The 22400-nt window shown below is 70.4% G+C and carries 19 protein-coding genes; 2 read left to right on the top strand and 17 right to left on the bottom strand.

Annotation, left to right across the window (positions count from 1 at the left end; all coding sequences use genetic code 11):
- Positions 1 to 19 precede the first annotated feature (19 nt).
- Positions 20 to 985: an LD-carboxypeptidase gene (locus tag ABZW11_RS26040; protein ID WP_355421924.1), complete on the bottom strand. Its 966-nt coding sequence runs from the start codon at positions 983 to 985 to the stop codon at positions 20 to 22.
- A complete protein-coding gene (locus ABZW11_RS26035; protein WP_355421921.1) occupies positions 972 to 1709 on the bottom strand; it encodes a Sir2 family NAD-dependent protein deacetylase in 738 nt (245 codons plus the stop codon). The genes ABZW11_RS26040 and ABZW11_RS26035 overlap by 14 nt, the downstream gene beginning before the upstream one ends.
- Positions 1710 to 1739: 30 nt before the next feature.
- Between ABZW11_RS26035 and ABZW11_RS26030 the strand changes: the two genes are divergently transcribed.
- Entirely contained in the window at positions 1740 to 2624 is an 885-nt protein-coding gene (locus ABZW11_RS26030) for a sulfotransferase (RefSeq protein ID WP_355421918.1), read from the top strand.
- Between the two features lie 11 nt (positions 2625 to 2635).
- On the opposite strand, the gene ABZW11_RS26025 is transcribed toward ABZW11_RS26030, so the two are convergent.
- From ABZW11_RS26025 to ABZW11_RS25970, 12 genes are all read right to left on the bottom strand, one after another.
- Positions 2636 to 4525 (bottom strand): ABC transporter ATP-binding protein, encoded by a 1890-nt coding sequence (locus ABZW11_RS26025; protein WP_355421916.1) that lies wholly within the window; start codon positions 4523 to 4525, stop codon positions 2636 to 2638.
- A 494-nt stretch (positions 4526 to 5019) separates the two neighbouring features.
- The gene (locus ABZW11_RS26020; protein WP_355421913.1) at positions 5020 to 5835 is read right to left on the bottom strand and encodes an enoyl-CoA hydratase/isomerase family protein; all 816 of its coding nucleotides are present in this window, start codon (positions 5833 to 5835) and stop codon (positions 5020 to 5022) included.
- 135 nt (positions 5836 to 5970) lie between these two features.
- Complete coding sequence (locus ABZW11_RS26015; protein WP_020547488.1) at positions 5971 to 6186, bottom strand: helix-turn-helix domain-containing protein; 216 nt, start codon at positions 6184 to 6186, stop codon at positions 5971 to 5973.
- Positions 6187 to 6299: 113 nt separating this feature from the next.
- Positions 6300 to 7898 (bottom strand): ribosomal protection-like ABC-F family protein, encoded by a 1599-nt coding sequence (abc-f, locus tag ABZW11_RS26010; protein ID WP_355421911.1) that lies wholly within the window; start codon positions 7896 to 7898, stop codon positions 6300 to 6302.
- A 109-nt stretch (positions 7899 to 8007) separates the two neighbouring features.
- Positions 8008 to 10584: a Tat pathway signal sequence domain protein gene (locus ABZW11_RS26005; protein ID WP_355421909.1), complete on the bottom strand. Its 2577-nt coding sequence runs from the start codon at positions 10582 to 10584 to the stop codon at positions 8008 to 8010.
- Between the two features lie 18 nt (positions 10585 to 10602).
- On the bottom strand, positions 10603 to 11478 hold the full coding sequence (locus ABZW11_RS26000; RefSeq protein WP_355421906.1) for a carbohydrate ABC transporter permease: 876 nt from the start codon (positions 11476 to 11478) through the stop codon (positions 10603 to 10605).
- A 9-nt stretch (positions 11479 to 11487) separates the two neighbouring features.
- Positions 11488 to 12450, bottom strand: coding sequence for an ABC transporter permease subunit (locus ABZW11_RS25995; protein ID WP_355421903.1), 963 nt, complete (start codon positions 12448 to 12450; stop codon positions 11488 to 11490).
- A 50-nt stretch (positions 12451 to 12500) separates the two neighbouring features.
- Positions 12501 to 14060, bottom strand: a complete 1560-nt coding sequence (locus tag ABZW11_RS25990; protein ID WP_355421900.1) for an extracellular solute-binding protein — start codon at positions 14058 to 14060, stop codon at positions 12501 to 12503.
- Complete coding sequence (locus tag ABZW11_RS25985) at positions 14057 to 14671, bottom strand: DUF624 domain-containing protein (RefSeq protein WP_355421897.1); 615 nt, start codon at positions 14669 to 14671, stop codon at positions 14057 to 14059. Before ABZW11_RS25985 ends, ABZW11_RS25990 begins: the two co-directional genes overlap by 4 nt.
- A gap of 396 nt (positions 14672 to 15067) precedes the next feature.
- Positions 15068 to 16087 carry a LacI family DNA-binding transcriptional regulator gene (locus ABZW11_RS25980; RefSeq protein WP_355421894.1) on the bottom strand — a complete coding sequence of 340 codons (1020 nt, stop codon included), beginning with the start codon at positions 16085 to 16087 and terminating at the stop codon, positions 15068 to 15070.
- A gap of 177 nt (positions 16088 to 16264) precedes the next feature.
- Positions 16265 to 16834, bottom strand: coding sequence for a TetR/AcrR family transcriptional regulator (locus tag ABZW11_RS25975; protein ID WP_355421891.1), 570 nt, complete (start codon positions 16832 to 16834; stop codon positions 16265 to 16267).
- A 179-nt stretch (positions 16835 to 17013) separates the two neighbouring features.
- A complete protein-coding gene (locus ABZW11_RS25970) occupies positions 17014 to 17670 on the bottom strand; it encodes an acVLRF1 family peptidyl-tRNA hydrolase (RefSeq protein WP_355421889.1) in 657 nt (218 codons plus the stop codon).
- 214 nt (positions 17671 to 17884) lie between these two features.
- Here ABZW11_RS25970 and ABZW11_RS25965 point away from each other — a divergent pair, with 214 nt between their 5' ends.
- The gene (locus tag ABZW11_RS25965; protein WP_355421886.1) at positions 17885 to 18907 is read left to right on the top strand and encodes an EAL domain-containing protein; all 1023 of its coding nucleotides are present in this window, start codon (positions 17885 to 17887) and stop codon (positions 18905 to 18907) included.
- Between the two features lie 70 nt (positions 18908 to 18977).
- Here ABZW11_RS25965 and hisG read toward each other — a convergent pair whose 3' ends face one another.
- From hisG to ABZW11_RS25950, 3 genes are all read right to left on the bottom strand, one after another.
- On the bottom strand, positions 18978 to 19823 hold the full coding sequence (gene hisG, locus ABZW11_RS25960; protein WP_355421883.1) for an ATP phosphoribosyltransferase: 846 nt from the start codon (positions 19821 to 19823) through the stop codon (positions 18978 to 18980).
- Between the two features lie 61 nt (positions 19824 to 19884).
- Positions 19885 to 20148: a phosphoribosyl-ATP diphosphatase gene (locus tag ABZW11_RS25955; RefSeq protein ID WP_345386086.1), complete on the bottom strand. Its 264-nt coding sequence runs from the start codon at positions 20146 to 20148 to the stop codon at positions 19885 to 19887.
- A 303-nt stretch (positions 20149 to 20451) separates the two neighbouring features.
- Positions 20452 to 22269 carry a DEAD/DEAH box helicase gene (locus ABZW11_RS25950; RefSeq protein ID WP_355421880.1) on the bottom strand — a complete coding sequence of 606 codons (1818 nt, stop codon included), beginning with the start codon at positions 22267 to 22269 and terminating at the stop codon, positions 20452 to 20454.
- Positions 22270 to 22400 lie beyond the last annotated feature (131 nt).

Below are 22400 nucleotides of genomic sequence, written 5' to 3'. Positions count from 1 at the left end.
TTCTGTCGGATTCGTCCCTCTACCTTGCCTGCTCTCCGATTCCCCACGAGCCAGTCAGGGAGCACGATTCGGTATCGATAACACCAAGTGCCCCAAACCACACACTCATCTGCGGTGTCCCGTGTCCCACCGGCAACCCGGCGACAATGGGCACTCCCAGCGGGCGCAGCCGGTCTTCGAGCACCGGGTAGGGGTCGCCGCAGCCCACCCACGAGCCGAGCGCGATGCCCCGCACGCCGTCGAACGCGCCCGCCTGCAGCAGCTGCGTGAGCATGCGGTCGATGCGGTACGGCTCCTCCCCGACGTCCTCGAGGAACGCGATCCCGTCGGCGAACGACGGCTGCCACCGGGTGCCGCACATCGAGGCGAGCAACGACAGATTACCGCCGCGTACCACGCCCTCCGCGCGCCCGGGCGCCAGCACCCGGTCGCCGGCGACCGGCGTCACCGCCTCGTCCGGCCCGAACAGCGCCTCGCGCAGGCTCTCCCAGGTCAGCGGCTCGGGCCCATCGTCGTCGCCGGCGATCACGTCGCAGGCGATCATCGGCCCGTGCAGGGTCGGCACGTCCAGCTCGATCGCGAACGCGTTGTGCAGCGCCGTGATGTCGCTCGACCCGAGCAGCGTCTTGGGCCCGGCAGCCCGCCCTGCCGCCTGCCCCGCAGCCCGCCCTGCCGCCCGCCCTGCCGCCCGCCCTGCCGCCCGCATGGCGTCCCAGTCGAGCAGTTCCAGCAGCCGGCCTGCGCCGTAGCCGCCGCGGCAGCAGAAGACCGCCGAGACGGCCGGGTCGCACCAGGCTTCCTGCAGGTCGGCCGCCCTGGCGGCGTCGGCGCCCGCCAGGTAGTCGAGGTCCTGCCGGTCGAGCGCGTGCGCCCCGACCACGACCTTCAGGCCCAGGCCCTCCAGCCGCTCGACGCCGCGGCGCAGCAGCTCCGGATCGGGCGGTCCTGACGGCGAGACGATGGCGACGGTGTCACCTTGCCGCATCGATCAACTCCTTGACGAGCGCGGGTAGTGCCTGGCCGATCGGCTCGTTGATGACCCGGTCGGCGAAGGGGTCGTAGGGGGTCGGCTCGGCGTTCACGATCACCAGCCGGGCGCCCGCGTCGAGCGCCTCGCCGCACAGCCCGGCGGCCGGGTGCACGGTCAGCGACGTGCCGGCCGCGAGGAACAGCTCGCACGTACGGGCCGCGTCGAGCGCCGCGCCCAGCACCTCCGGCTTGAGCGACTGCCCGAACGAGATCGTGTTCGCCTTCTGGATGCCGCCGCAGCGCGGGCACGGCGGGTCGTCCTCGCCCGCGTCCACCCTGGCCAGCACTTCTTCCATCGGCGTGATCAGGTCACAGGAGAGGCACTCGGCGCGGCGCATGGTGCCGTGCAGCTCGATGAGCTTCTCCGGCGACGAACCGGCGCGCTGGTGCAGCTCGTCGATGTTCTGCGTGATGAGCGCGCGCAGCAGCCCGGCGTGCTCGAGCTCGACCAGCGCCTGGTGGGCGGCGTTCGGCTGCGCCCGCCAGGCCGGCGAATCGCGCCTGGAACGCCAGCTCGCCCGCCTGACCTCGGGGTCGGCGAGATAGCGGTCGATCGTCGCGTCGGCCTCGGCGCGCGGGTTCTTCGTCCACACGCCCTGCGGCCCCCGGAAGTCGGGGATGCCGGAATCGGTGGACACACCCGCTCCGGTGAGCACCGACACTGAGGATGGCGCGTTCACCTGGCAAACGGTGTCACACTTGGCTGCTGTATGCGACTTCCGCCCCACATCCTCGTGGTCAACGGCATCAAGGTCCGCCGGCCGGTCTTCCTGCTCGGAGCGCCGCATTCCGGTGCAGACCTGCTCGCCCGCGCCCTCAAACGGTCCCCCGGCTTCCACGTGACGATGGGCCGCGCGAGCGTGGCGCACGTGGTCCACGCCTTCGCCCGCAAGCCGTCGCTCGCCGCGACGCCCGGCTCCGTCCGCGTGCTGCGCGACGCCCTGGCCGAGTCGTGGCAGGTGCTGCCGCGCTCGTGCGGCGAGTGCGCCGAACCGTGCAGGGACGCGGGCGGCGTCACCGGGGCGGGCCCATGCGTCAGCGCCGCCGACGTCACCCGCTTCGGAGACGGCAGCCCCGACCTGCTCTACAGCGCTCCCGTGCTGCTGCAGGCGTTCCCCGACGCCCGGTTCGTGCAGCTCATCCGCGACGGCAGGGACGCCGTCGCCGGCATGCTGGCCGACCCCGCCTGCCTGGCCTGGTTCAGGCCGGCCATGCTGGCCGAGCGGACCGAGTTCCCCAGCGCGTTCCTCGGCGTCGCCAAGGAGGAGCACCTGGAGCGCTGGAAGGCCATGCCGGCGGCGGGCAAGAGCGCGCTGCGCTGGCGCAGCGCGGTCCGGGTCAGCGCCGAGCTGCGCCGCACCCTGCCCGCGACGCAACTGCTGACGCTGCGCTACGAGGAGCTGGTCGGCAGGCCGCGGCAGGCGGTCGCGACGCTCGCGAAGTTCCTGGAGACGCGCGTGTCCAAGGTCGTCATGTACGACCCCGCCGTCCCGAAGGTCGGCGCCTGGCGCACCGCCCTCGCCCCCGACCACCTGGAGCTGGTCGAAAAGGTCGCCGCCAAGGAACTCACCCGCCTCGGCTACCTGCCCTCCTGACCCCAGAGGCGTCAGGCGGCCGGGTTGCTGTCGGAGGAGCTGAACTGGGTGCGGTAGAGCTCGGCGTAGAGGCCGCCGCGGGCCAGCAGCGTCTCGTGCCTGCCCCGCTCGGCGATGCGGCCGTCCTGGACGACGAGGATCTCGTCGGCCTCCCTGATCGTGGACAGCCGGTGCGCGATCACCAGCGAGGTGCGGCCTTCGAGCGCGGTCTTCAGCGCCACCTGCACCGCCGCCTCCGACTCGGAGTCGAGGTGCGCGGTGGCCTCGTCGAGCACGACCACGCGCGGCGCCTTGAGCAGCAGCCTGGCCAGCGCGAGCCGCTGCTTCTCGCCGCCCGACAGCCGGTAGCCGCGATCGCCCACCACGGTCTCCAGCCCGTCGGGCAGGGCGGCGACCAGGTCGGCGATCTGCGCCGCCCGCAGCGCCTCCCACATCTCCGCCTCGCTCGCCTCGGGCTTGGCGTAACGCAGGTTGGCCTCGATCGTGTCGTGGAAGAGGTGGGGGTCCTGCATCACCACGCCCACGGTGTCACGCAGCGAGGCGAGCGTGGCGTCGCGTACGTCGAGGCCGTTGACGCGTACGGCGCCCTCGTTGACGTCGTAGAGCCGCGACACCAGCGAGGTGATCGTGGTCTTGCCCGCGCCGCTCGGCCCGACGAGGGCGATGAGCCGCCCGGGCTCGGCGGTGAACGACACGCCCTTGAGCACCGGGTGCGAGGGGCCGGTGTCCTGCCCGGCCACCGACTCCAGCGAGGCCAGCGAGACGTCCTCGGCGGCCGGGTAGCGGAAGTGCACGTCGTCGAACTCGATGGTGACCGGCCCGCCCGGCACCCGCACGGCATCCGGCCGCTCGGCCACCATGGGCTTGAGGTCGAGGATCTCGAAGACGCGGTCGAAGCTGACCAGCGCGGTCATCACGTCGACGTGCACGTTGGACAGCGAGGTCAGCGGGCCGTAGAGGCGCATCAGCAGCGCGGCCAGCGCCACCAGCGTGCCGAGCTCGAACGCGCCGGAGACGGACAGCACTCCGCCGATGCCGTAGACCAGGGCGGTGGCGAGGGCGGCGATGAGGCCGAGCGCGACGCGGAAGACCGTGCCGTACATGGCGACGGTGACGCCCACGTCGCGCACCCTGGCGGCCCTGGCGCCGAACATGGCGGCGTCGTCCTCGGGGCGGCCGTAGAGCTTGGCGACCGTGGCGCCGGCCACGTTGAAACGCTCGGTGGTGACCGAGCTCATCTCGGCGTCGAGCTGCATCTGCTCGCGGGTCAGCGCCGACATGCGGCGGCCGACGTATTTCGCGGGCACGATGAAGATCGGCAGCAGCACCAGCGCGACCAGCGTCACCTGCCACGACAGCGCCAGCATCGCGCCCAGCACCAGGATCAGGCTGACCACGTTGGCGACGACCGAGGACAGGGTGCTGGTCAGCGCGCGCTGGGCGCCGATCACGTCGGTGTTGAGCCGGCTGACCAGCGCGCCGGTCTGGGCGCGCATGAAGAACGCCACCGGCATGCGCTGCACGTGGTCGAACACCTCGGTGCGCAGGTCGTAGATGAGGCCCTCGCCGATGCGGGCGGAGAACCACCGCTGCACCAGCGTCAGCCCGGCGTCGACCAGCGCGAGCGCGGCGATCGCCACCGCCAGCCAGATGACCACGCCGGTGCGCTGGACGAGGATGCCGTCGTCGATGATCGCCTTCATCAGCAGCGGGTTGGCCACCACGATGACCGCGCCGGCCACGACGAGCAGCAGGAACGCGACGATCTGCCGGGTGTAGGGACGGGCGTAGCCGGCGATGCGCCGCGCGATGCCGGGGCGCAGCCGCTGCTTGGTGACCGAGCCGTCGCGCCGCAAGGACGCCCACACCTGGGGCCCGAAGCCGCCACCCATCATCGCCATCCGGCAGATCCCTCCTCTTCCGCGGAAGACAGCGCTCCGGCGGCGCCCGGAGATTCCCCGCTCAGCTCACCGCGAAACCCACCCCCGAAACCCACTCACGGCACCCGGGCCTCCGCCCGGCCCTCCCCCGCGCCTCGCGATCCGCGCAACCCGACCACCGCGCTTTTCGGAGCGCGAAGCAGCGACGCGACTGCCCGAGTCCCCGGCCCGCCTCCCCGCGCCTTCCGATGGATCCAAACCTGGACGGGTCGCCGTGAACCGGGGCTGATCGCCGCTCTGTGTGCCGCTGAGCGCCCGTGACGGCCTCTCCGGACCATCGGGGCCACCTCGCCCCCTCAGAACGCCTCACAACGGCTCAGAGCGCGCCGGGGCGCCGCCGTCCCCGCCGGGCGACGCACGTCAGCGGGGGCGACCCTGATCACCGGCTCAGCCGGCACTGATCCCCGGCTCAGCCGGACCCCACCCCGATCGCGGGTCCGGCTCCCGAGCCTGCTTCAGCCGAAGAGCGCCTTGATGCGTGCGGCCTGTTCGATGCCCTCGGCCACACTCTGCTCCTCCAGGGTGCGGTGGCTCGCGCCCTGGAGGAGCCTTTTCGTCGCCGCGGCCGCGTCCCTGTTGGTGGACAGCAGCTGGGCGATCTTGTCCTGTACCGCTTGCTCCAGGTCGCCACGGGCGACCACTTGCTCCGCGAGGCCGATGCGCATGGCCTCGTCGGCGTGCACGGTCCTGGCGGTCAGGCAGATGTCGATGGCCTTGGCCAGGCCGACCAGGTCGACCAGGGGCTTCGTCCCGGTCAGGTCGGGCACCAGTCCCAGTGCGGGCTCTTTCATGCAGAACGCGACATCCTCGGCCACGATCCGGAGGTCGCAGGAGAGCGCGAGCTGGAACCCCGCGCCGATCGCGTGCCCCTGCACCGCCGCGATGGAGACGATCTCCGGGCGGCGCAACCACAGGAACCCCGCTTGGGCCTGTCTGATGCGCTGCTCGAAGCCGGCGTCGCCGATCTTGACCGCCGTACTGAACGAGCCCTGTCCAGGAACCCCCTCAGGTGTGAACATCCGCAGGTCGATGCCTGCCGAGAAGGACGGTCCCTCACCTTTCACGACGACGACGCGCACCTGCTCGGGCAGGCTCTCGCCGATGCGAGCCAGTGCCGACCATGTCGCGAACGTCTGTGCGTTGCGCTTGTCCGGCCGGGCCAGCGTGATCGTCGCTATCTCACCGTCCACCTCGTAGCGGACTCCGTCCTCCGCCGCAGCGGAGCCGTCACCCGCATTCCCCCCGCGCTGTCGCGCCTGCGCTTCCGCCATCGCCCGCTCCCTCCGCTTCCGGAATGTCCGGAGTGCTGACCGTCGCGCCCGAGCCTACAGAATATGATTCTGGCTCGGGCGCGACGCCGGCTGACTTGGGACGGGCGGCTGCGGTCGCACGTTCCGAGGCGGCCGTCAGCGCTTGGACTTGCCTCGGGTCGCCCCTCCGCGCCCGCGCAGAGTCACGCCGGACTCGCTCAGGATGCGGTGGATGAACCCGTAGGACCGACCGGTCGAAGCGGCCAGGGCGCGGATGCTCTCACCCGCGGCGTAGCGCTTCTTGAGATCGCCGGCCAGTTTTTCCCGGTCGGCCCCGGTGACCCGGGTGCCCTTCTTCAGTGTCTCGGCCACGAGTACCTCCTGTAGTGCCGGACTTCCGCAGCGTTACTCCGCCATGATCAGTCATTTCAGCGGGATCGGCTACCTACTCCACGGGAAAAGATCCGTACCCACTCAAATTAAGATCAGGCGAGTGCCACAAGATCGGAAAATTCGTCGCTCCATGCGTCTTCAGTTCCGTCAGGTAGCAAGATCACCCTATCCGGTGACAGGGCGTCAACGGCACCCTCGTCGTGTGTGACTAGGACGATTGCTCCTGAATACGACCTCAGAGCATTGAGAACCTGCTCGCGGCTGACAGGATCGAGGTTGTTCGTGGGCTCGTCGAGAAGCAGGACATTAGCGCTGGAGAGCACCAAGATCGCAAGTGCGAGACGGGTCTTCTCGCCACCGGACAACACCCCGGCGGGCTTGTCGACGTCGTCGCCGGTGAACAGGAACGATCCGAGCACCTTGCGCAACTCGGTGTCGGTGAACTCGCCACCGGCCGAACGCATGTTCTCCAATAGCGTACGGTCGGCGTCAAGGGTCTCGTGTTCCTGGGCGTAATAACCGATCTTGAGCCCGTGCCCCGGCTTGAGCTCCCCGGTGTCGGGCTTTTCCAGGCCGCCCAGCAGGCGCAGCAGCGTGGTCTTGCCCGCGCCGTTCAGGCCCAGGATGACGACCCTGTGACCTCGGTCGATGGCCACGTCGACGTCGGTGAAGACCTCCAGCGACCCGTACGACTTCGACAGCCCCTGCGCCGTCAGCGGGGTGCGTCCGCACGGCTGCGGGTCGGGGAAGCGCAGCTTCGCCACCTTGTCGTTCTTGCGCTCCTCCTCGGTGCCCGCCAGCAGCCGGTGCGCGCGGCGCATCATGTCTTGGGCCGCCTTGGCCTTGGTGGCCTTGGCGCGCATCTTGTCGGCCTGCGCGAGCAGCGCGCCCGCCTGTTTCTCGGCGTTGGCGCGCTCGCGCTTCCTGCGCTTCTCGTCGGTCTCGCGCTGGGCGAGGTAGGCCGTCCAGCCGACGTTGTAGTGATCGATCGCGGCCCGGTTGGCGTCGAGGTGGAGGACCTTGTTGACCGTGGCTTCAAGAAGGCCGACGTCGTGACTGATGATCACCAAGCCACCTTGATGACTGCGCAAAAAATCACGAAGCCACCCGATTGAGTCCGCATCTAGGTGGTTTGTCGGCTCGTCGAGAAGGAGAGTTTCCGCCCCGCTGAAAAGAATTCGCGCCAATTCCACCCGGCGCCGCTGACCGCCGGAAAGCGTTTGCAGCGGCTGACCGAGCACGCGGTCGGGCAGACCGAGGCTGGAGGCGATGGAGGCCGCCTCCGACTCGGCCGCGTAACCGCCGAGCACGTGCATCTGGTCTTCGAGCCGCCCGTAGCGGCGCACGGCCTTCTCCCTGGTGCGGTCGTCGGCGGAGGACATGGCCAGCTCCGCCTCGCGCAGCTCGCGGATGACCTCGTCGAGGCCGCGCGCCGACAGGATGCGGTCGCGGGCCAGCACCTGCAGGTCACCGGTGCGCGGGTCCTGGGGGAGGTAGCCCACGCTGCCGGTGCGCGTCACCGTGCCTGCGGCGGGCAGCCCCTCGCCCGCCAGCACTTTGGTCAGCGTGGTCTTGCCCGCGCCGTTGCGGCCGACGAGCCCGATCTTGTCACCGGGGTTGACCCGGAAGGAGGCTTTTTCGATGAGCAGGCGCGCGCCCGCGCGCAGCTCGATATCATTGGCGATGATCATGTGACCGGACACTCCCGAGCTAGGAAACGAGGATTGGGCGTGCGACGCCGGTCAATCGGGAGTATGCATACCGATCAGTGTAGAGCCCCCAGCAGGGGCTCCACCTCTGCTATTTCTCCGGCAGGTGCTCCCCTATCAGGGCCAGGTTGTGGATCGCGGCCAGGCCGTACTGCGCCGCGCTGTTGGTGCTGACGAACGCCGCCTCGCGCACCGCGTGCGGCACGCGCGGGCCGTCCACCGTCGTCAGCGCCCACTCCTTCTGCTCGGTCAGCGGGTTGTCGTTGAGCTGGTCGCCCTCGCCGGTGAAGAACTTGCGCCACGCCCAGGCGGCGAGCCCCGCGTCCCCCGTGCGCGCCGCCGCGTACGCGGTGAGCCTGCTGTGCGCCTCGATCAGCGAGATCCCGGTCAGCGGCCGGCCCACCTCCGCCTCCTGCTGCTCGGGGGTGGCGAGGTAGAGGCGGCAGTACTCCAGCCAGGCCGCCTCGAAGCCGGGCACGTCCAGGCCGAGCCCGATCAGCTCGGCGCAGATCTCCGGCAGCCCGAACAGCGACGACAGGTGCGAGATCGAGATCTGGTCGCGCGAGGTGTCGAAGCGGCCGGTCTCCAGGTCCAGCCGGCCCTCCCCGGTCAGGAAACGGCGCGGCATCGCGGCGATGCCGGCCATGGTGCCGAGCAGCCGGTCGCGGGCGCGTTCGTCGCCGTGCCGCTCCCAGCGGGTGAGCCAGGCGGCGGCGAGCGCGCCCCAGTCGGTGCCGAGCCCGACGGAAAGGGCGGAAGGGTCGGGCGTGTAGACGTCGTCGCGCACCTTGCGCAGCGGGTCCACGGCGAGGAACGTCCGCTCGGGCGCGCTCTGCTCGTCCAGCAGGTCGCCGGTGCGCTCGTCGGCGGTCAGGTAGTAGTGGAAGCGCCGGTAGGCGGCGTTGGAGATGCGCACCTGCTTGCAGCTGCAGCCCCAGTGCTGCACGTTGTGCCTGCTGCCCATGCCCTGCCACCTGCCGAGGTGGTAGACGTCCACCTCGCCGGTGTGGCGGGTCATCGCCTCGGCGAAGCGGAAGACGTCGGCCCTGCCGGTGCGCAGATACTGCAGCCAGAGCCACAGATCGGGCGACAGCTCGGAGTTGTCCCAGGCGTAGCCGCCCACGTCGTAACGCCAGGTGTGCCGGTCGGCGTCGTAGGTGTGCATGACGTCGCCGTAGTCCCAGAAGCCGTACCAGCGGCGCTGCTCGCGTTCGCGGGCGTACAGGTCGAACAGGAAGTCCAGGCGGTCCTCGATGGCGGCGCGGGCGGGGGTGGAGCGGTCGGGCGGCTCCCAGACGCCGAACACGCCCGCCTCGCGGATCCGCTCGGGGCTCGCGGTCAGCAGGCCGGGCTCGTTCATCGCGGCGGCGTGCGCGGCCAGCTCCCCGGCGGCCGGCGTGCTCTCGTGGAAGCGCAGGCTCAGCTCATGCGTACGCGCGATGCCCCGCGGGTCGCCGAACCCGGGCTCATAGTCCTCGTAGGTGACCTCGAGCCCTTCGAGCTGCTCGGCGAAGGTGTCCTGGCCCATGCCGTCGTGGTAGAAACGCAGGTCCATGGCCGGGGCGGAGGGCGACCAGAGCCAGACGGTGGCGGTGGCGAGATCGGTGGCGGCGTTCCTGACGTCGAGGCGGGTGGGGTGCAGGCGCCAGAAGTCGCGCAGCCCGAAGCCGAGGCCGCCGCTCACCCCGCCGACGTAGCCGTAGCCGGCCGAGCGCGTCCCCGACGGGATCGTCACCCAGGCGTGGCCGTCCTTGGTGCGCTTGCGCAGCGTGTAGCCGTCGGCCGAGCCCTGGTCGAGGGTGTAGTCGCTCCAGGTGGGGATGAGGTGCAGCCGGGTGGCCACCCCGGGGGCGAGCGGCCCGGCGGGGCGGCCCTCGACCTGGTTGCGGCGGGCCGCCTCGCCCGGGTCGACGCGCAGGCCGGTGAGCCCGCGTACCGCCTCGGTGAGGAAGCCCGTGGCGCCGGCCAGGCGGACGTGCCGGTCGTGCGGCTCGTCGCGCATGACCACGTCGGCGCGCACCCCGAGCCCGGCCAGGAAGTCGTGGTCGGGGTCGCCGTCCCAGACGAAGGTGTGCATCAGCCGTACGTGCTCGGCGCCGGCGTGGAAGTAGAGCCGCACGGTGAACGGCAGCCAGTCGCCGTGCCTGCCCTCCAGCCGCACGACCGCGCGCACCGGCCCGTCCTGCTCGACGGTGACGCTCTCGACGACGCCGGCCGCCCGCTCGCGGGCCACGTGGCCGCCCTCGTCGGGCGCCGCCTCGCGCTGGCGCAGGCTGACCAGGCGCACGTCCCTGGCGATCTCGCGGCCTGCGCGCGTGACCGACCTGGCCAGCGTGCCGCCGCCGATCCGCCAGGCGATCACGCCGGTGCTCACCACCAGCTCGCGGCCCTCGCGGGCGACCGTGACGGGTGTCGCGGGGGCGGCCGGCTCGCGTCCCTGCTCCAGCCGGTACGCCTGCGCGCACTCTCCCGCCCCGATCGTGTGCGCCGACCACTTGATCGAGCCGTCCGGCCAGGTGGCGGTCACCCAGCTCTGCACCGGCACCGCGCGCCCCTGGTCGTCGGCCAGCGCGAACGGCGTGCCGGACGTGACCGCGCCGCGCGGCCAGGGCACTCCCCAGGTCGTTCCCTGGTCGCCGGGCCGGTCCAGCCAGCGCAGCTCGGTCATGTGAGGTCCTTCCCTTCCCTATTCCTTGACCGACCCGATCAGCACGCCCTTGACGAAGTGCTTCTGCAGGAACGGGTAGAAGCACAGGATCGGCAGCGTGGCGATGACCACGACGGCGAACTTCAGCCCCTGGGTGGGGAAGAAGACCGACTCGAGGGCCGACAGCGCGTTCTGCGCGTCCGCGCCGGTGAGCTGGCGGACCAGCACCTGCAGCGTCCACTTGCTGGAGTCGTCGATGTAGAGCAGCGGCGACATGTAGTCGTTCCAGATGCCCACGGCGTAGAACAGCGAGAACGTGGCGATGATCGGCTTGGACAGCGGCAGCACGATCCTGAAGAAGACGCCCATCTCGGTGCACCCGTCGATGCGCGCCGCCTCCTCCAGCGCCTCCGGCAGCTCCTGGAAGAAGCTCTTGACGATGAGCAGGTAGAACGGGTTGATCGCGAGCGGCAGGATCAGCGCCCAGTAGCTGTTGAGCAGCCCCAGGTCGCGGACCACCAGGTAGGTCGGAATGATGCCGCCGCTGAACACCACCGTGAAGATGACCAGGTTGAGCGCCAGCGCCCGGCCCGGCAGGTAGCGCTTGGCCAGCGGGTACGCCATGGTCAGCGTCAGCATGAGCTGCACGACCGTGCCGACGAGCGTCACCCCGACCGTCGTCAGCAGTGCCCTGATGAAGACGTCGGTGGCGAAGATGTACTCGTAGGTGCTGGTGACGAACTTGTGCGGCCACAGGAAGAACGTCCGCGAGGCGATCTCCGACTCCGAGGCGAACGAGCCGGCGAGGACGTACAGCAGCGGCAGGAGCGTGATCAGACCCAGCCCGGTCAGCAGGATGATGTTGATCGCGTCGAAGATCCGGCTGCCCGTGGAGCGGTACTGGTTGACGGACATGCGGCGCTCCTAGAACAGGCCCCGCTGGCCGAGGCGCTTGGCCAGCCAGTTGGAACCGAAGATCAGCAGGACTCCCGCCACGCCCTTGAACAGGCCGACGGCCGTGGCGTAGCTGTACGCGCCCTGGTTGATGCCCACGTAGTAGACGAAGGTGTCGAAGACGTCGGCGGTGGCGCGGTTGAGGTTGTTGGTCATGAGCCAGATCTGCTCGAAGCTCATGTCGAGCAGGTTGCCCGACATGAGGATGGCCATGACGACGATGGTCGGGCGGATGGCGGGCAGCGTGACGTGCCAGAGCTGCCGCCAGCGGCCGGCGCCGTCCATCCTGGCCGCCTCGTACAGGTCGTGGTTCACGCCCGCGAGCGCCGCCAGGTAGATGATCGTCGTCCACCCGGTCGTCTTCCACAGCGTCTGCAGGATGATGACCGGCCTGAACCACTCGGGCTGCGCCACATAGTCGACCTTGGTGCCGCCGACCACCTCGTGGATCCAGCCGGCGATCACGCCGTAGTCCACCGAGAACAGGATGTACGTCAGCGACGCGACGATCGTCCACGACAGGAAGTGCGGGATGTAGATCAGCGACTGCACCGAACGCTTGAGGATGTTGATCCGCAGCTCGTTCAGCATCAGCGCGACGATGATCGGCGCCGGGAAGACGAAGATGATGTTCAGCAGCGCCAGGAACAGCGTGTTGTACATCAGGCGGTTGAAGTCCGGCCCCGTGAACAGGTCCGCGAAGTGCTTGAAGCCCACCCATTCACTGCCGTTGTAGCCCAGGAACGGGATGAAGTCCTGGAAGGCGATCTGCAGGCCGCGCATCGGGACGTACTTGAAGACCAGGAAGTACACCAGCCCGGGGACGAGCATCAGGTACAACCATCGGAACCGCCACAGCCGGCGGGCCACGCCGGGCGGGCTCCCGGGCGTCCTGGCCGTCTTGACCGGTGGCGTCGCCAGGTCGGTGGCCACTCGGCCTCCTTTCCATGGGAGGGGCCCGGCCGGGCCCCTCCCTGCTTGCGTCACTGGCCGAGCTTGGAGACCAGGTCCTGGATCTCTTGGGCGATCTGCGTGCCGCCGCTGTCGTACCAGCGCTTGATCTCAGCCTTGAGCTGGTCTTCGCTGATCTGGCCCGCGAGGTACTTGACCCGGGCGTCGGTGACGATCGGGTTGAGCGTCGCGCCCTTCTCCACCGCCGTCGGCGAGACCACCGGGGCGCTGACGTCCCACACGGCCGTCTTCAGGTCCTCCTCGACGCGCTTCGCGCGCTCCTCGAGGTCCTTGCGGTATGGCTCCTCCGGCGGCACCCGCGGGTAGGCGACGCCGCCGACACCCGTGCTGGCCTGCGTGCCGAGCTGGATGAACGCCTTGTCCACGTCGTCCTGGAGCTGCTTGACCTTCGGGTCGTCCTGGTTGATGAGCACGGCCACGCCGTCCTCGACCTTGAAGTTGCGGCCCTCGATGCCGTTGGACAGCAGCACCTGGCCTTCCTTGGTGGCCAGCTTGTTCAGCGTGGTGAGCAGCTGGTCCAGCTGGGCCTCGGTGCGGATGCGCTGCTTGGAGATGGCCAGCACGTCCTTGTAGCCGGTGAACGGCAGCGAGAACTTCTTGCCGTCGGGGCGGGCCAGGTTGCCGACCGTCAGGACCTTGTCGCCGTACGTCTCGGGGTCCTGCTCCTTGAGCAGGTCGAGCAGCTGCGTCGTGCGGACGTCGACGTCGATGATGATGCCGCCCTTGCCCTGGACGAACGGGTCGTTCCACTTGGCGGTGTCGAGGGTGTTCCAGTCCGGGTTGACCAGGCCCTCGTCGATCATCTTCTTCATGAAGCGGTTCGCCTCGAAGAACTCGGGCACGTCGAACTCCGGCACGATCTTGCCGTCGCGCTCGCCCCAGTTGTTCGGTGCGCCGAACCAGACGTCCATCACGTTGAACGGGCTGGAGGCGGAGAACGTGACGCCCGGCCACTTCGGGATGATGAGGCCGTAGGTGTCGTCCTTGCCGTTGCCGTCCGGGTCCTTCTTGGTGAACGCCTCGGCGATCTTGTAGAGGTCGTCCGTGGTCTTGGGCGCCTCCAGGCCGACCTTCTTCAGCCAGTCCTTGCGGATCATCACCGCGGAGCGGAGCTGCGGCCTGATGCGGTAGATGCCGTACACCTTGCCGTTGATCGAGGAGTTCAGCAGGACCTTGGGGTCACCGACGAGGTTCGGATAGTTCTTGATCTTCTCGGTGAGGTCCCAGAACGCCCCGGCCTCCGCCGCCTTGCCGAACGCCGGCGACTTCGGGTCGACCACCATGACGTCGGGCAGGTTGTCCGAGGCCAGGGTGACGTTGACCTTCTCCGAGTACTCGGCGTTCGGCACCCAGGTGACCTTGATCTTCTTGCCCAGGAACTTCTCGACCGCCTGGTGCAGCTCACCCTGGGGGTCGGGGGCGGTGCCGAACAGCTGCGTCATGAACGTGATCGTGCCGTCGTCCGCCTGGCCTCCACCGCCGCCGGCGCCGGTGCCGGAGCACGCGGAGGCCACCAGGGCGGTTGTCAGCGCTAACGCTCCAGCGAGGAAGCGACTACGGGATGCGCTCATGGGTTTCCTTCCGAATGCAGGCGCGCCTCGTTCTCCTCGAAGAAGCGCAGGCAGAGCCAGGTGTTGACAGAGATCCACGCGCCGATGCTGATCAGGGGCGCCAGGACGGGGAACTGCGAGGTCGCGTAGACGATCGCCCACAGCGCGAACATCAGCAGCACGGTGGAGGCCGGCCGGGTCAGCGCGAGCAGCGACGCCTTCGGGATGTACGCCCACAGCGGCAGCTCGTAGTGCGTGTAGAGCGGGCCGACGTAGGCCCCGACGGCGGCCAGCGCCAGCAGCGCCACGAACGTCGTGACCCGCAGCGCGCCCGCGTCCTGGCCGAGGACGGAGAAGTACAGGTAGTTGCCGACCAGGACGACGGCGAGCACCGCCGGCGGCAGGACGAGCAGCGAGCCGCGGACGAACTCCCGCCGGTAGGCGGCCCAGAATTCGACCCACGCCTGAAACGATTCATTCCTTGCGTGCCGCCGGGCCAGCGTGTACGCGGCCACGGTGGCGGGCCCGAGCCCGAGCACCACGCCTCCCGCCAGGGTGAAGACGAGCCACATCAGGTTGAGCCGCACCACCCAGATGAGCTCTGAGCAGGCAGCTTGGATTCTGATCGACATGGCGGGATGGTTCATCCGGCACCACCTTCTCGTGGCACGTGCACGAATGCGGGGGTGGAGTGTTGCACCGTGGTTCCTGCCCAGTTACAAGGCAGTGAACGGCGGTTGGTGCGAAATTAGTGTTGAATCGACTCAAAGTCAATGACGCAAACATCCGACATTTCCCAATCACAGGCAGAAGCCATCCTCAGCCCGGCCCGAACCCTTGCAACCCGCACCCCCGAGACCGAATCGTTCATCCCCGCTCACCCGCCCGCTCAGGGCGCACCCCGAAGCCGCCACCCACGACTTCGGCCCCGTATCCCCCCGGCGCCTGGGCACCAACCCAGATCACGCGCGAGAAGCACGAAGGACGCGCACAGGGCGCGGACGCGAAGGGCGGGCGCGGGGCGCGGGTCAGATGGGGCGGTGGGGGGCGGTGGAGTCGCGGATGACGAGGTCGGGCTGGAAGATGACCTGGCGGTGGCGGTGTTCCTCGGGCTCCGAGACCTCCTCCAGGAGCAGGTCTATGGCGGTGCGGCCGAGCAGCTCGCGGGGCTGTCTGACCGAGGACAGGGGGACGGCGGCCGCGGCGGCGAAGTCGATGTCGTCGTAGCCGATGATGGCCATGTCGGCCGGCACCCGCAGCCCGTTAGAGGCCATGGCCTGCAGAAACCCGAGCGCCATCATGTCGTTGGCGCAGAAGGCGGCGGTGGGGCGTTCGGAGGGGGGCAGGGCGGCGACGCGTTCGCCGATGGCCCGCCCCTCGGCCACGGTGAGGGTGGGCGAGGTGGCGGTGAGCAGCTCGACGGCCCCACCGGCGGCGGCGACGGCGCTGGTCACGCCGGCCTGCCGGTCGGCCACCTGTTTGATGCTCGGCGGCCCGCCGACGAAGACGATGCGCCGGTGCCCGCGTTCGATGAGGTGGGCGCCGGCGATCTGGCCGCCGAGCCGGTCGTCCACGGCCACCGAGCATTGCAGCCCGGTGGCGGGACTGTCGACGAGCACGACGGGCGTGCCGCGGGCGACGAGCTCTTCGAGCCAGGGCGGCTCGGCCTCGACGGGCGTGATGAGCACGCCCATCACCCGCTGCTGTTCGAGCTGGTCGAGGTGGCGGCGCTCGCGGCCGGAGTCGCCGGCGCTGTTGCAGAGCACCACCATCGTGTCGTGGTCGTCGGCGACCGCCTCGGCGCCGGTGGCGACGTCCACGAAGAACGGGTTGGCGACGTCGAGGACGACCAGCCCGACCGTACGGCTGCGGCCCGCCCGCAGGTGGCGGGCCACCTCGTTGCGGACGAACCCGAGTTTCTTGATCGCTTCGAAGACGCGTTCGCGGGTGGCCGGGGACACGATCTCGGGGCGGTTGAGCACATTGCTCACCGTGCCGACCGAGACGCGCGCCAGCTGCGCGACCTCCTTGATGTTCGTGGTCGCCATCGATCCTCACGAGGCCGTGCTGCTGAAGGTGCGGGTGCGCCCCCTGGGTGCCCGCCTGATGCGGCGCACCGGCGAGAGGCGTGACCCGGTGTCGTCCGGTGTGCCGCAGAACGCGGTTCACCGAGAACTCGGCTCATCATAGCGGCAAACTATTGAATCGTCTCAAGAGCTTCATGCTCACGGGTTCGGGACGCCTGACCTCATGCCGTCGAGCATCAGCCCCAGGTACCGGCCCGGATCGGCGGCCACGGGCGCCGGAAGATGGTCGGGGTGGCAGGTGAAGACGTTCAGGAGGTGGACGAGGTCGTCCACGCCGACGTCCGGCCGCATCGAGCCGTCGGCCTGCGCCCGGCGTACGAGGTGGTCGAGCCGCTCCACCCACTCCTCCCGCGCCCGCCTGAACTCGGCCCGCCCCACGATCACCTCGGCGGGCAGGTCGGCGAGCGTCGTGGACAGCGCGGTGCGCCCCGGCTCGGAGGCCCATGAGACGAAGGCGCGGATCGCGCTCCACGCGTCGCCGTTGTCCGCCGTGGCGGTGTCGAGCGCCTCGGTCATCGTGTGCACGTAGTGCTCGCCGATGGCCGCGATCAAAGCGTGGCGGTCGGGGAAGCGCCGGTAGAGGGTGCCGACGCCGACGCCCGCGCGCCGGGCGATGACCTCCATGGGGACGTTGACGCCGCGCTCCGCGATGGCCTCGGCGGCGGCTGTGATGATCTTGCCGAGGTTCCGTCTTGCGTCGGCGCGCACGTACCGGCTCCTAAGTGGACGATTCGATTCCGTATAGTGTACCGTCCGGTCATCGACCTCGCCGCGCGCGCCGGCGCGGCGCAGATCGTCACGGTGTCGGTACGCGGCCCCGCACCCACCGCCGCACCCGACGGTCAAGGACCTCACCGACCACACCCCCGCCTTCAGCCATGGAGAGGTCACCCCGGATCGACCACGCGGATCCGTACGGCCCTGAACTGCGCGGGCGCCTCCCGCAACACCGCCAGCCGCGGATCCGGCACCACCAGGAACGGCTCCCGCTCCAGAGCCAGCAGCGGGGCGAGCCGCCGGTCCTGCCGCAGCGCGTCCACGGCCCGCCTGTCGCCGCCGAACACCACCCCGTCCAGCTCCCCCAGGCACGGCGTCAGCACCCGCACCGCCGTCTCCACGGCGTCGTCGTACACCCGCGCCGCCTGGTTCGCCCGCCGCCTGGCGTAGCGCTGCTGCGACCATCCCCCGGCCGCCGTACGCCCCTGCACCAGCCGCGACCCCACCTTGGACACCACCAGCTCGTCCCCATGGAAGACCCCGGCGGCGTACCCACCGAGCCGCACCAGGAACACTCCGACCCGCCGCGCGGCCCGCGCATGGGCGACCAGCCGAGTGACGTGCGGCGGCCCAGGCGGCGCCAAGGGCGGAAAAGGCACCTGGCACTCGGCCAGCGCCCCATCGCCGGCCACCAGCCGGACGACGCGGCCATCACCGCTCGCCGAGAAGGGCCCATGGCGCCCGGCGAACCCGTCGATCCACGGGTGCAGGCGCTCCGGCGGCACGCAGACCCACCGGCCGCCGCCCTTCGCCGGACGCCCGCCCATGCCGCGAACCTTACCGAACAACCCCCATCCCCTCGACCACCCCACCCGGAGCAGCGCGGGACGCCGACTCGTGGAACGGTCCCTCGCGCTCCCACCCGCGAGACCTTGAGGGACGGTCGCTCTCCCCCGCCCCCGAGAACCTCAACCGAAATGCCGGTGAATTCTCCTTTTCGGGTCTTCTGGCGGGAGCTGCGAAAGGACCACCATTCCTTACGTGTCCTCCCTGCTCACCAGCCCCTTGGTGGATCTCGACACCGGGGCCGTCATCGCGCATTCCGCCGTCGTGGACCCCTCCGGTGTCCTGCGCGCCACGCCGCTGCCCATGGTGCTGGAGCTGCCGATCGGGGTGGTGCTGTCGGGCGCGGGCGCGCTGGCCCCGCTGCACGAGGCGCTGCGGCGAGCGGGACGGCATCCGCGCGAGGCGATCCTCCTCCTCACCGGTACGTGCCGCGAACAGGACCGGCCGCTGCTGAAGGTGGGCATCGACGGGCTGCGGTCGATCGGCTACCTGCTGGGCTTCGCGGACATGGGCGCGGCGGGCCCGAGCCTGGACCTGGTGGCCGGCGCGGCCCCGTACCTGCTGGCCCTGGACCCCGAGGTGGTGGCGCGCATCCCAGGGGACCACCGGGCGACGGCGGTGGCGCGGGCGGTGGTCACGCTGGCACGAGGCATCGGCGCACACGTCATGGCGCCGGGCGTGGAACGGGAGCAGCAGGCGGCGGTGATGCGCGGGCTGGGCGTCCGGCTGGCGCACGGCCCACTGCTCGCTCCAGGCCCAGACGGCAAGGTACGTGTCCCGCTACCGCTCACCGACGAGCCCCCCACCTCAGCGATGCTCGGTCCCCGCGTCCAGGACCTGCTGCTGCCCGCAGTGACGTTGCCCGCCGAGGCCAAGGCGGAGGAGGCGGTGGCCGCCTTCGGCCATGAGCCGACGATCACCAGCGTGATCCTGGTGGACGAGTTCCAGCGCCCGACGGGCAGCCTCGACCGCAGCCGCTTCCTGCTCTCGATCGCCGCCCGCTACGGCCACGCCCTGCACGGCTCCAAACCCGCCCGCCGCCTGGCCGACCCCCCACGCACGGTCCCCCGCACGACTCCGGCCGTCGCCGCCATGCAAGCCGCCGGCCGCGACGCAACCCGCGTCTACGACGATCTGGTGGTAACAGACGAACTGAACCGCTGCCTGGGCATCGTCCGCATCTCCGACCTGATCAGACAGCTGACAGCCAGAACCTGACCCACCGCCCAAGGGCGCCAAGGGGCCGAGCAGTGCGTTCCCTCCGGCCTTCGCCGTGACATTCGTCAGATCAGAGGCGGCAGGCGTAGATGTCGGTGACCAGGATGGCCCGCGCGCCGATGTCCCAGAGCTGGTCCATCACCTGCTGGTGGCCCTTGCGGCGGACCATGGCCCGCACGGCGACCCAGCCCTCGCGGTGCAGCGGCGAGACCGTCGGCCCCTCCATGCCGGGGGTGAGCGCGATGGCCTCCTCGATGCGCTCGGCGCGGATGTCGTAGTCCATCATCACGAAGTCGCGGGCGTGCACGACGCCCTGGAAGCGGCGGACGAGCTGGCCCGCGCCGGGCGACTCCGGCGCGCCCTGCCGCTTGATGAGCACGGCCTCGGAACGCATGATCGGCTCGCCGAACACCTCGAGCCCGACGTTGCGCAGCGTGGTGCCGGTCTCGACGACGTCGGCGATGGCGTCGGCGACGCCGAGCCTGATGGCGGTCTCGACGGCGCCGTCGAGCTTGATGACCCGGGCGTCGACGCCCTGGTCGGACAGATATTTGTCGAGCAGGCCAGGATAGGCGGTGGCGATGCGGCGGCCGTCGAGGTCGGCGACCGAGGTCATCGCCCCCGCCGCGGCGGCCAGCCGGAAGGTGGAGCCGCCGAAGCCGAGCGGCATGATCTCCTCGACCGGCGCGCCGGAGTCGATCAGCATGTCGCGGCCGGTGATGCCGACGTCGAGGGTGCCTTCGCCGACGTAGACGGCGATGTCTCGGGGACGCAGGAAGAACAGCTCGCAGCCGTTGGCCTCGTCGACGACGACGAGCTCCTTGCTGTCTCTGCGCGACCGGTAGCCGGCCTCTTTGAGCATGCTCTGGGCGCCCTCGCTGAGCGCGCCCTTGTTCGGTACTGCCAGACGCAGCATGTCAGGTCCTTACGTGTCTCGCTCTCATGGTCTCTCCGCGGTGGCCGGGCGCCGTGGCGCCCTAGAGATGCTTGTAGACCTGGTCGAGGCCGATGCCTCTGGCGATCATGAGCACCTGGACGTGGTAGAGGAGCTGCGAGATCTCTTCCGCTGCCCTGTCGTCTGACTCGTATTCGGCCGCCATCCAGCTCTCGGCGGCCTCCTCGACGACCTTCTTGCCGATGGCATGGACGCCGGCGTCGAGCGCGGCCACGGTGCCCGAGCCCGCGGGCCGGGTCCTGGCCTTCTCTGACAGCTCGGCGAACAGCTCTTCGAAGGTCTTCATGGTCTCTCTCGTCGTTCGGCTGGCGTGCCTGCTAAGCCTAGTCTGCGTCACGGGGTGACGCCGCCCGGCGTCCGCCACGCGAGACGACCGTCATCACCTGGTCATGAGTCCGGACACATCGGACGGCTGCTTTCGTCCCGTCCCGAACCGACGAACCGGCGGGCAGCGCCATCCTGCTCGCGTTCCTCGGCGCGGCGTGCGCCACCAGCGGCCCTGCTCAGCGGCCTCAAGGGCGGACGCGGAAAGCACGTCGCCCGCCGCACCACGGGGGTGCGGCGGGGGCCGGTCGGGTACCCCAACCGGTCAGCGCTCGTAGCGGCGGCCGGAGTTGCGGCGGTAGCCGCCGTTGCCGCGCTCGTCGGTACGCCCGGAGCGGTAGCCCCCAGGACGGTCGTCGGAGCGGTAACCGGCGGGCCGGTCGTCGGAACGGTAGCCGCGGTCGCGGTCACCCGAGAACGGGCGGCCACGGTCGGAGCCGTAACGCGGGCCACGGTCGTCCTGGCGCAGCGGGCGGTCGTCGGAGCGGTAGCCGCCCCGGCCGCCGCGCCCCTCGCGCCGGCGATCGTCGCTGAACGTGCGGGGCTCCTGCGAGCGCCCGAACGGCCGCTCACCCTCACCGTGCCGGTGCGGGCGGCGCTCGTCGGACGGAGCGCTGAACGGCCGGTCGCCGTCATGGCGGCGCGGCGCGCGGTTGCCGTCGAACTCGCGGCGCGGCCTGCGCTCACCGTCGAACTCACGGCGCGGACGCCGGTCGTCGCCGAACGACCGCTCGCCGTCCTCGTGGCGGCGCGGGCGGCGCTCACCGTCGAAGTCGCGGCGCCCACGGCGGCCACGGCGCTCGGAGGTGCCGCCGTCGCGGCGCGGGCGCAGCGGCTTGCGCACGTCGGGCTCCCACACGGGGATGGACTCGCCGCTCGGCGTGCGGGCCCCGGTCACCTCGGCGAGGCGCGGGTGGCCCGGCGTGGCCTTGAGACGGAACGGGTGGATGCCGGCCCTGCGGGTGAGCGCGTCGGTGGAGCGGCGCTCGTTGGGCAGCACCAGCGTCACCACGGTGCCCTTCTCGCCGGCGCGCGCCGTGCGGCCGCCCCGGTGCAGGTAGCTCTTGTGGTCCTGCGGCGGGTCGACGTGCAGCACCAGGCTGATGTTGTCGACGTGGATGCCGCGGGCGGCGACGTCGGTGCAGACCAGCACATTGACGGAGCCCTCGCGGAACTCCGACAGGATGCGGGTGCGCTGGTTCTGGCGCTTGCCGCCGTGCAGGCCGCCGGCCTTGACGCCGACCCTGGCGAGCTGCTTGCACAGCCGGTCGACGCCGTGCTGGGTGCGGACGAAGATGATCGTACGGCCCTCGCGGTTGGCGATCTCGGCCGTGACGTCGAACTTGTCGTCGCGCGTCACCTGCATGACGTGGTGCTCCATGGTGTCGACCGGGGAGGTCGCGGGCGCCACGGAGTGGGTGATGGGGTTCTTCAGGAAGCGCTGCACCAGCTTGTCGACGTCGCCGTCGAGCGTGGCGGAGAACAGCAGCCGCTGGCCGTCGGACGGGGTCTGCGCGAGCAGGTCGGTGACGACCGGGAAGAAGCCGAGGTCGCACATGTGGTCGGCCTCGTCGAGGACGCTCACCTCGACGTCGCCGAGCGAGCACTCGCCCTGCCTGATGAGGTCGCCGAGGCGGCCGGGGGTGGCGATGACGATGTCGACGCCGCGCCGCAGCGCCTCGATCTGCTTGCCCATCGACATGCCGCCGACGACGACCTTCATGCGCAGGCCGAGGCCGCGGCCGAGGGGCTCGAGGGCGTCGTGCACCTGGAGCGCGAGCTCACGGGTGGGCACGAGGATCATCGCGCGGGGCCGCCCCGGGGCGGGCTTCACGCCGGCGATGCGGGCCATGGTGGGCAGGCCGAAGGCGAGCGTCTTGCCGGAGCCGGTCTGGCCGCGGCCGAGCACGTCATGGCCGGCGAGCACGTCGGGGATCGTCGCGCTCTGAATGGGGAACGGGCTGTCGAAGCCCAGCTTGGCCAGCCCGTTGACGAGCGGCTTCGGCAGGCCGAGCAGCTCGAATTCGGACGGGCCCGGCTCGATCGTGGTGTCGTCGAGCGTGGGCATGACAGCGTCAAGCATGGTCACGAAAGTCGTGCCTTTCCGTCGAAGTGGCACGTCACTTCTGCGAAAGGACGAGCCAAGGCATGCGGCGGGGCCGCACAGGTTAAGGGCACCCGCCGTCATGGGGGCGGGAAGAGGAGGGGGGACAT

It is taken from the genome of Nonomuraea sp. NPDC004580, from assembly GCF_040609855.1.
GTDB classification, from domain to species: Bacteria; Actinomycetota; Actinomycetes; order Streptosporangiales; family Streptosporangiaceae; genus Nonomuraea; species Nonomuraea salmonea.
The sequence above is the reverse complement of the archived record's forward strand: the minus strand, read 5'-3'. Positions and strand labels throughout refer to the sequence as shown.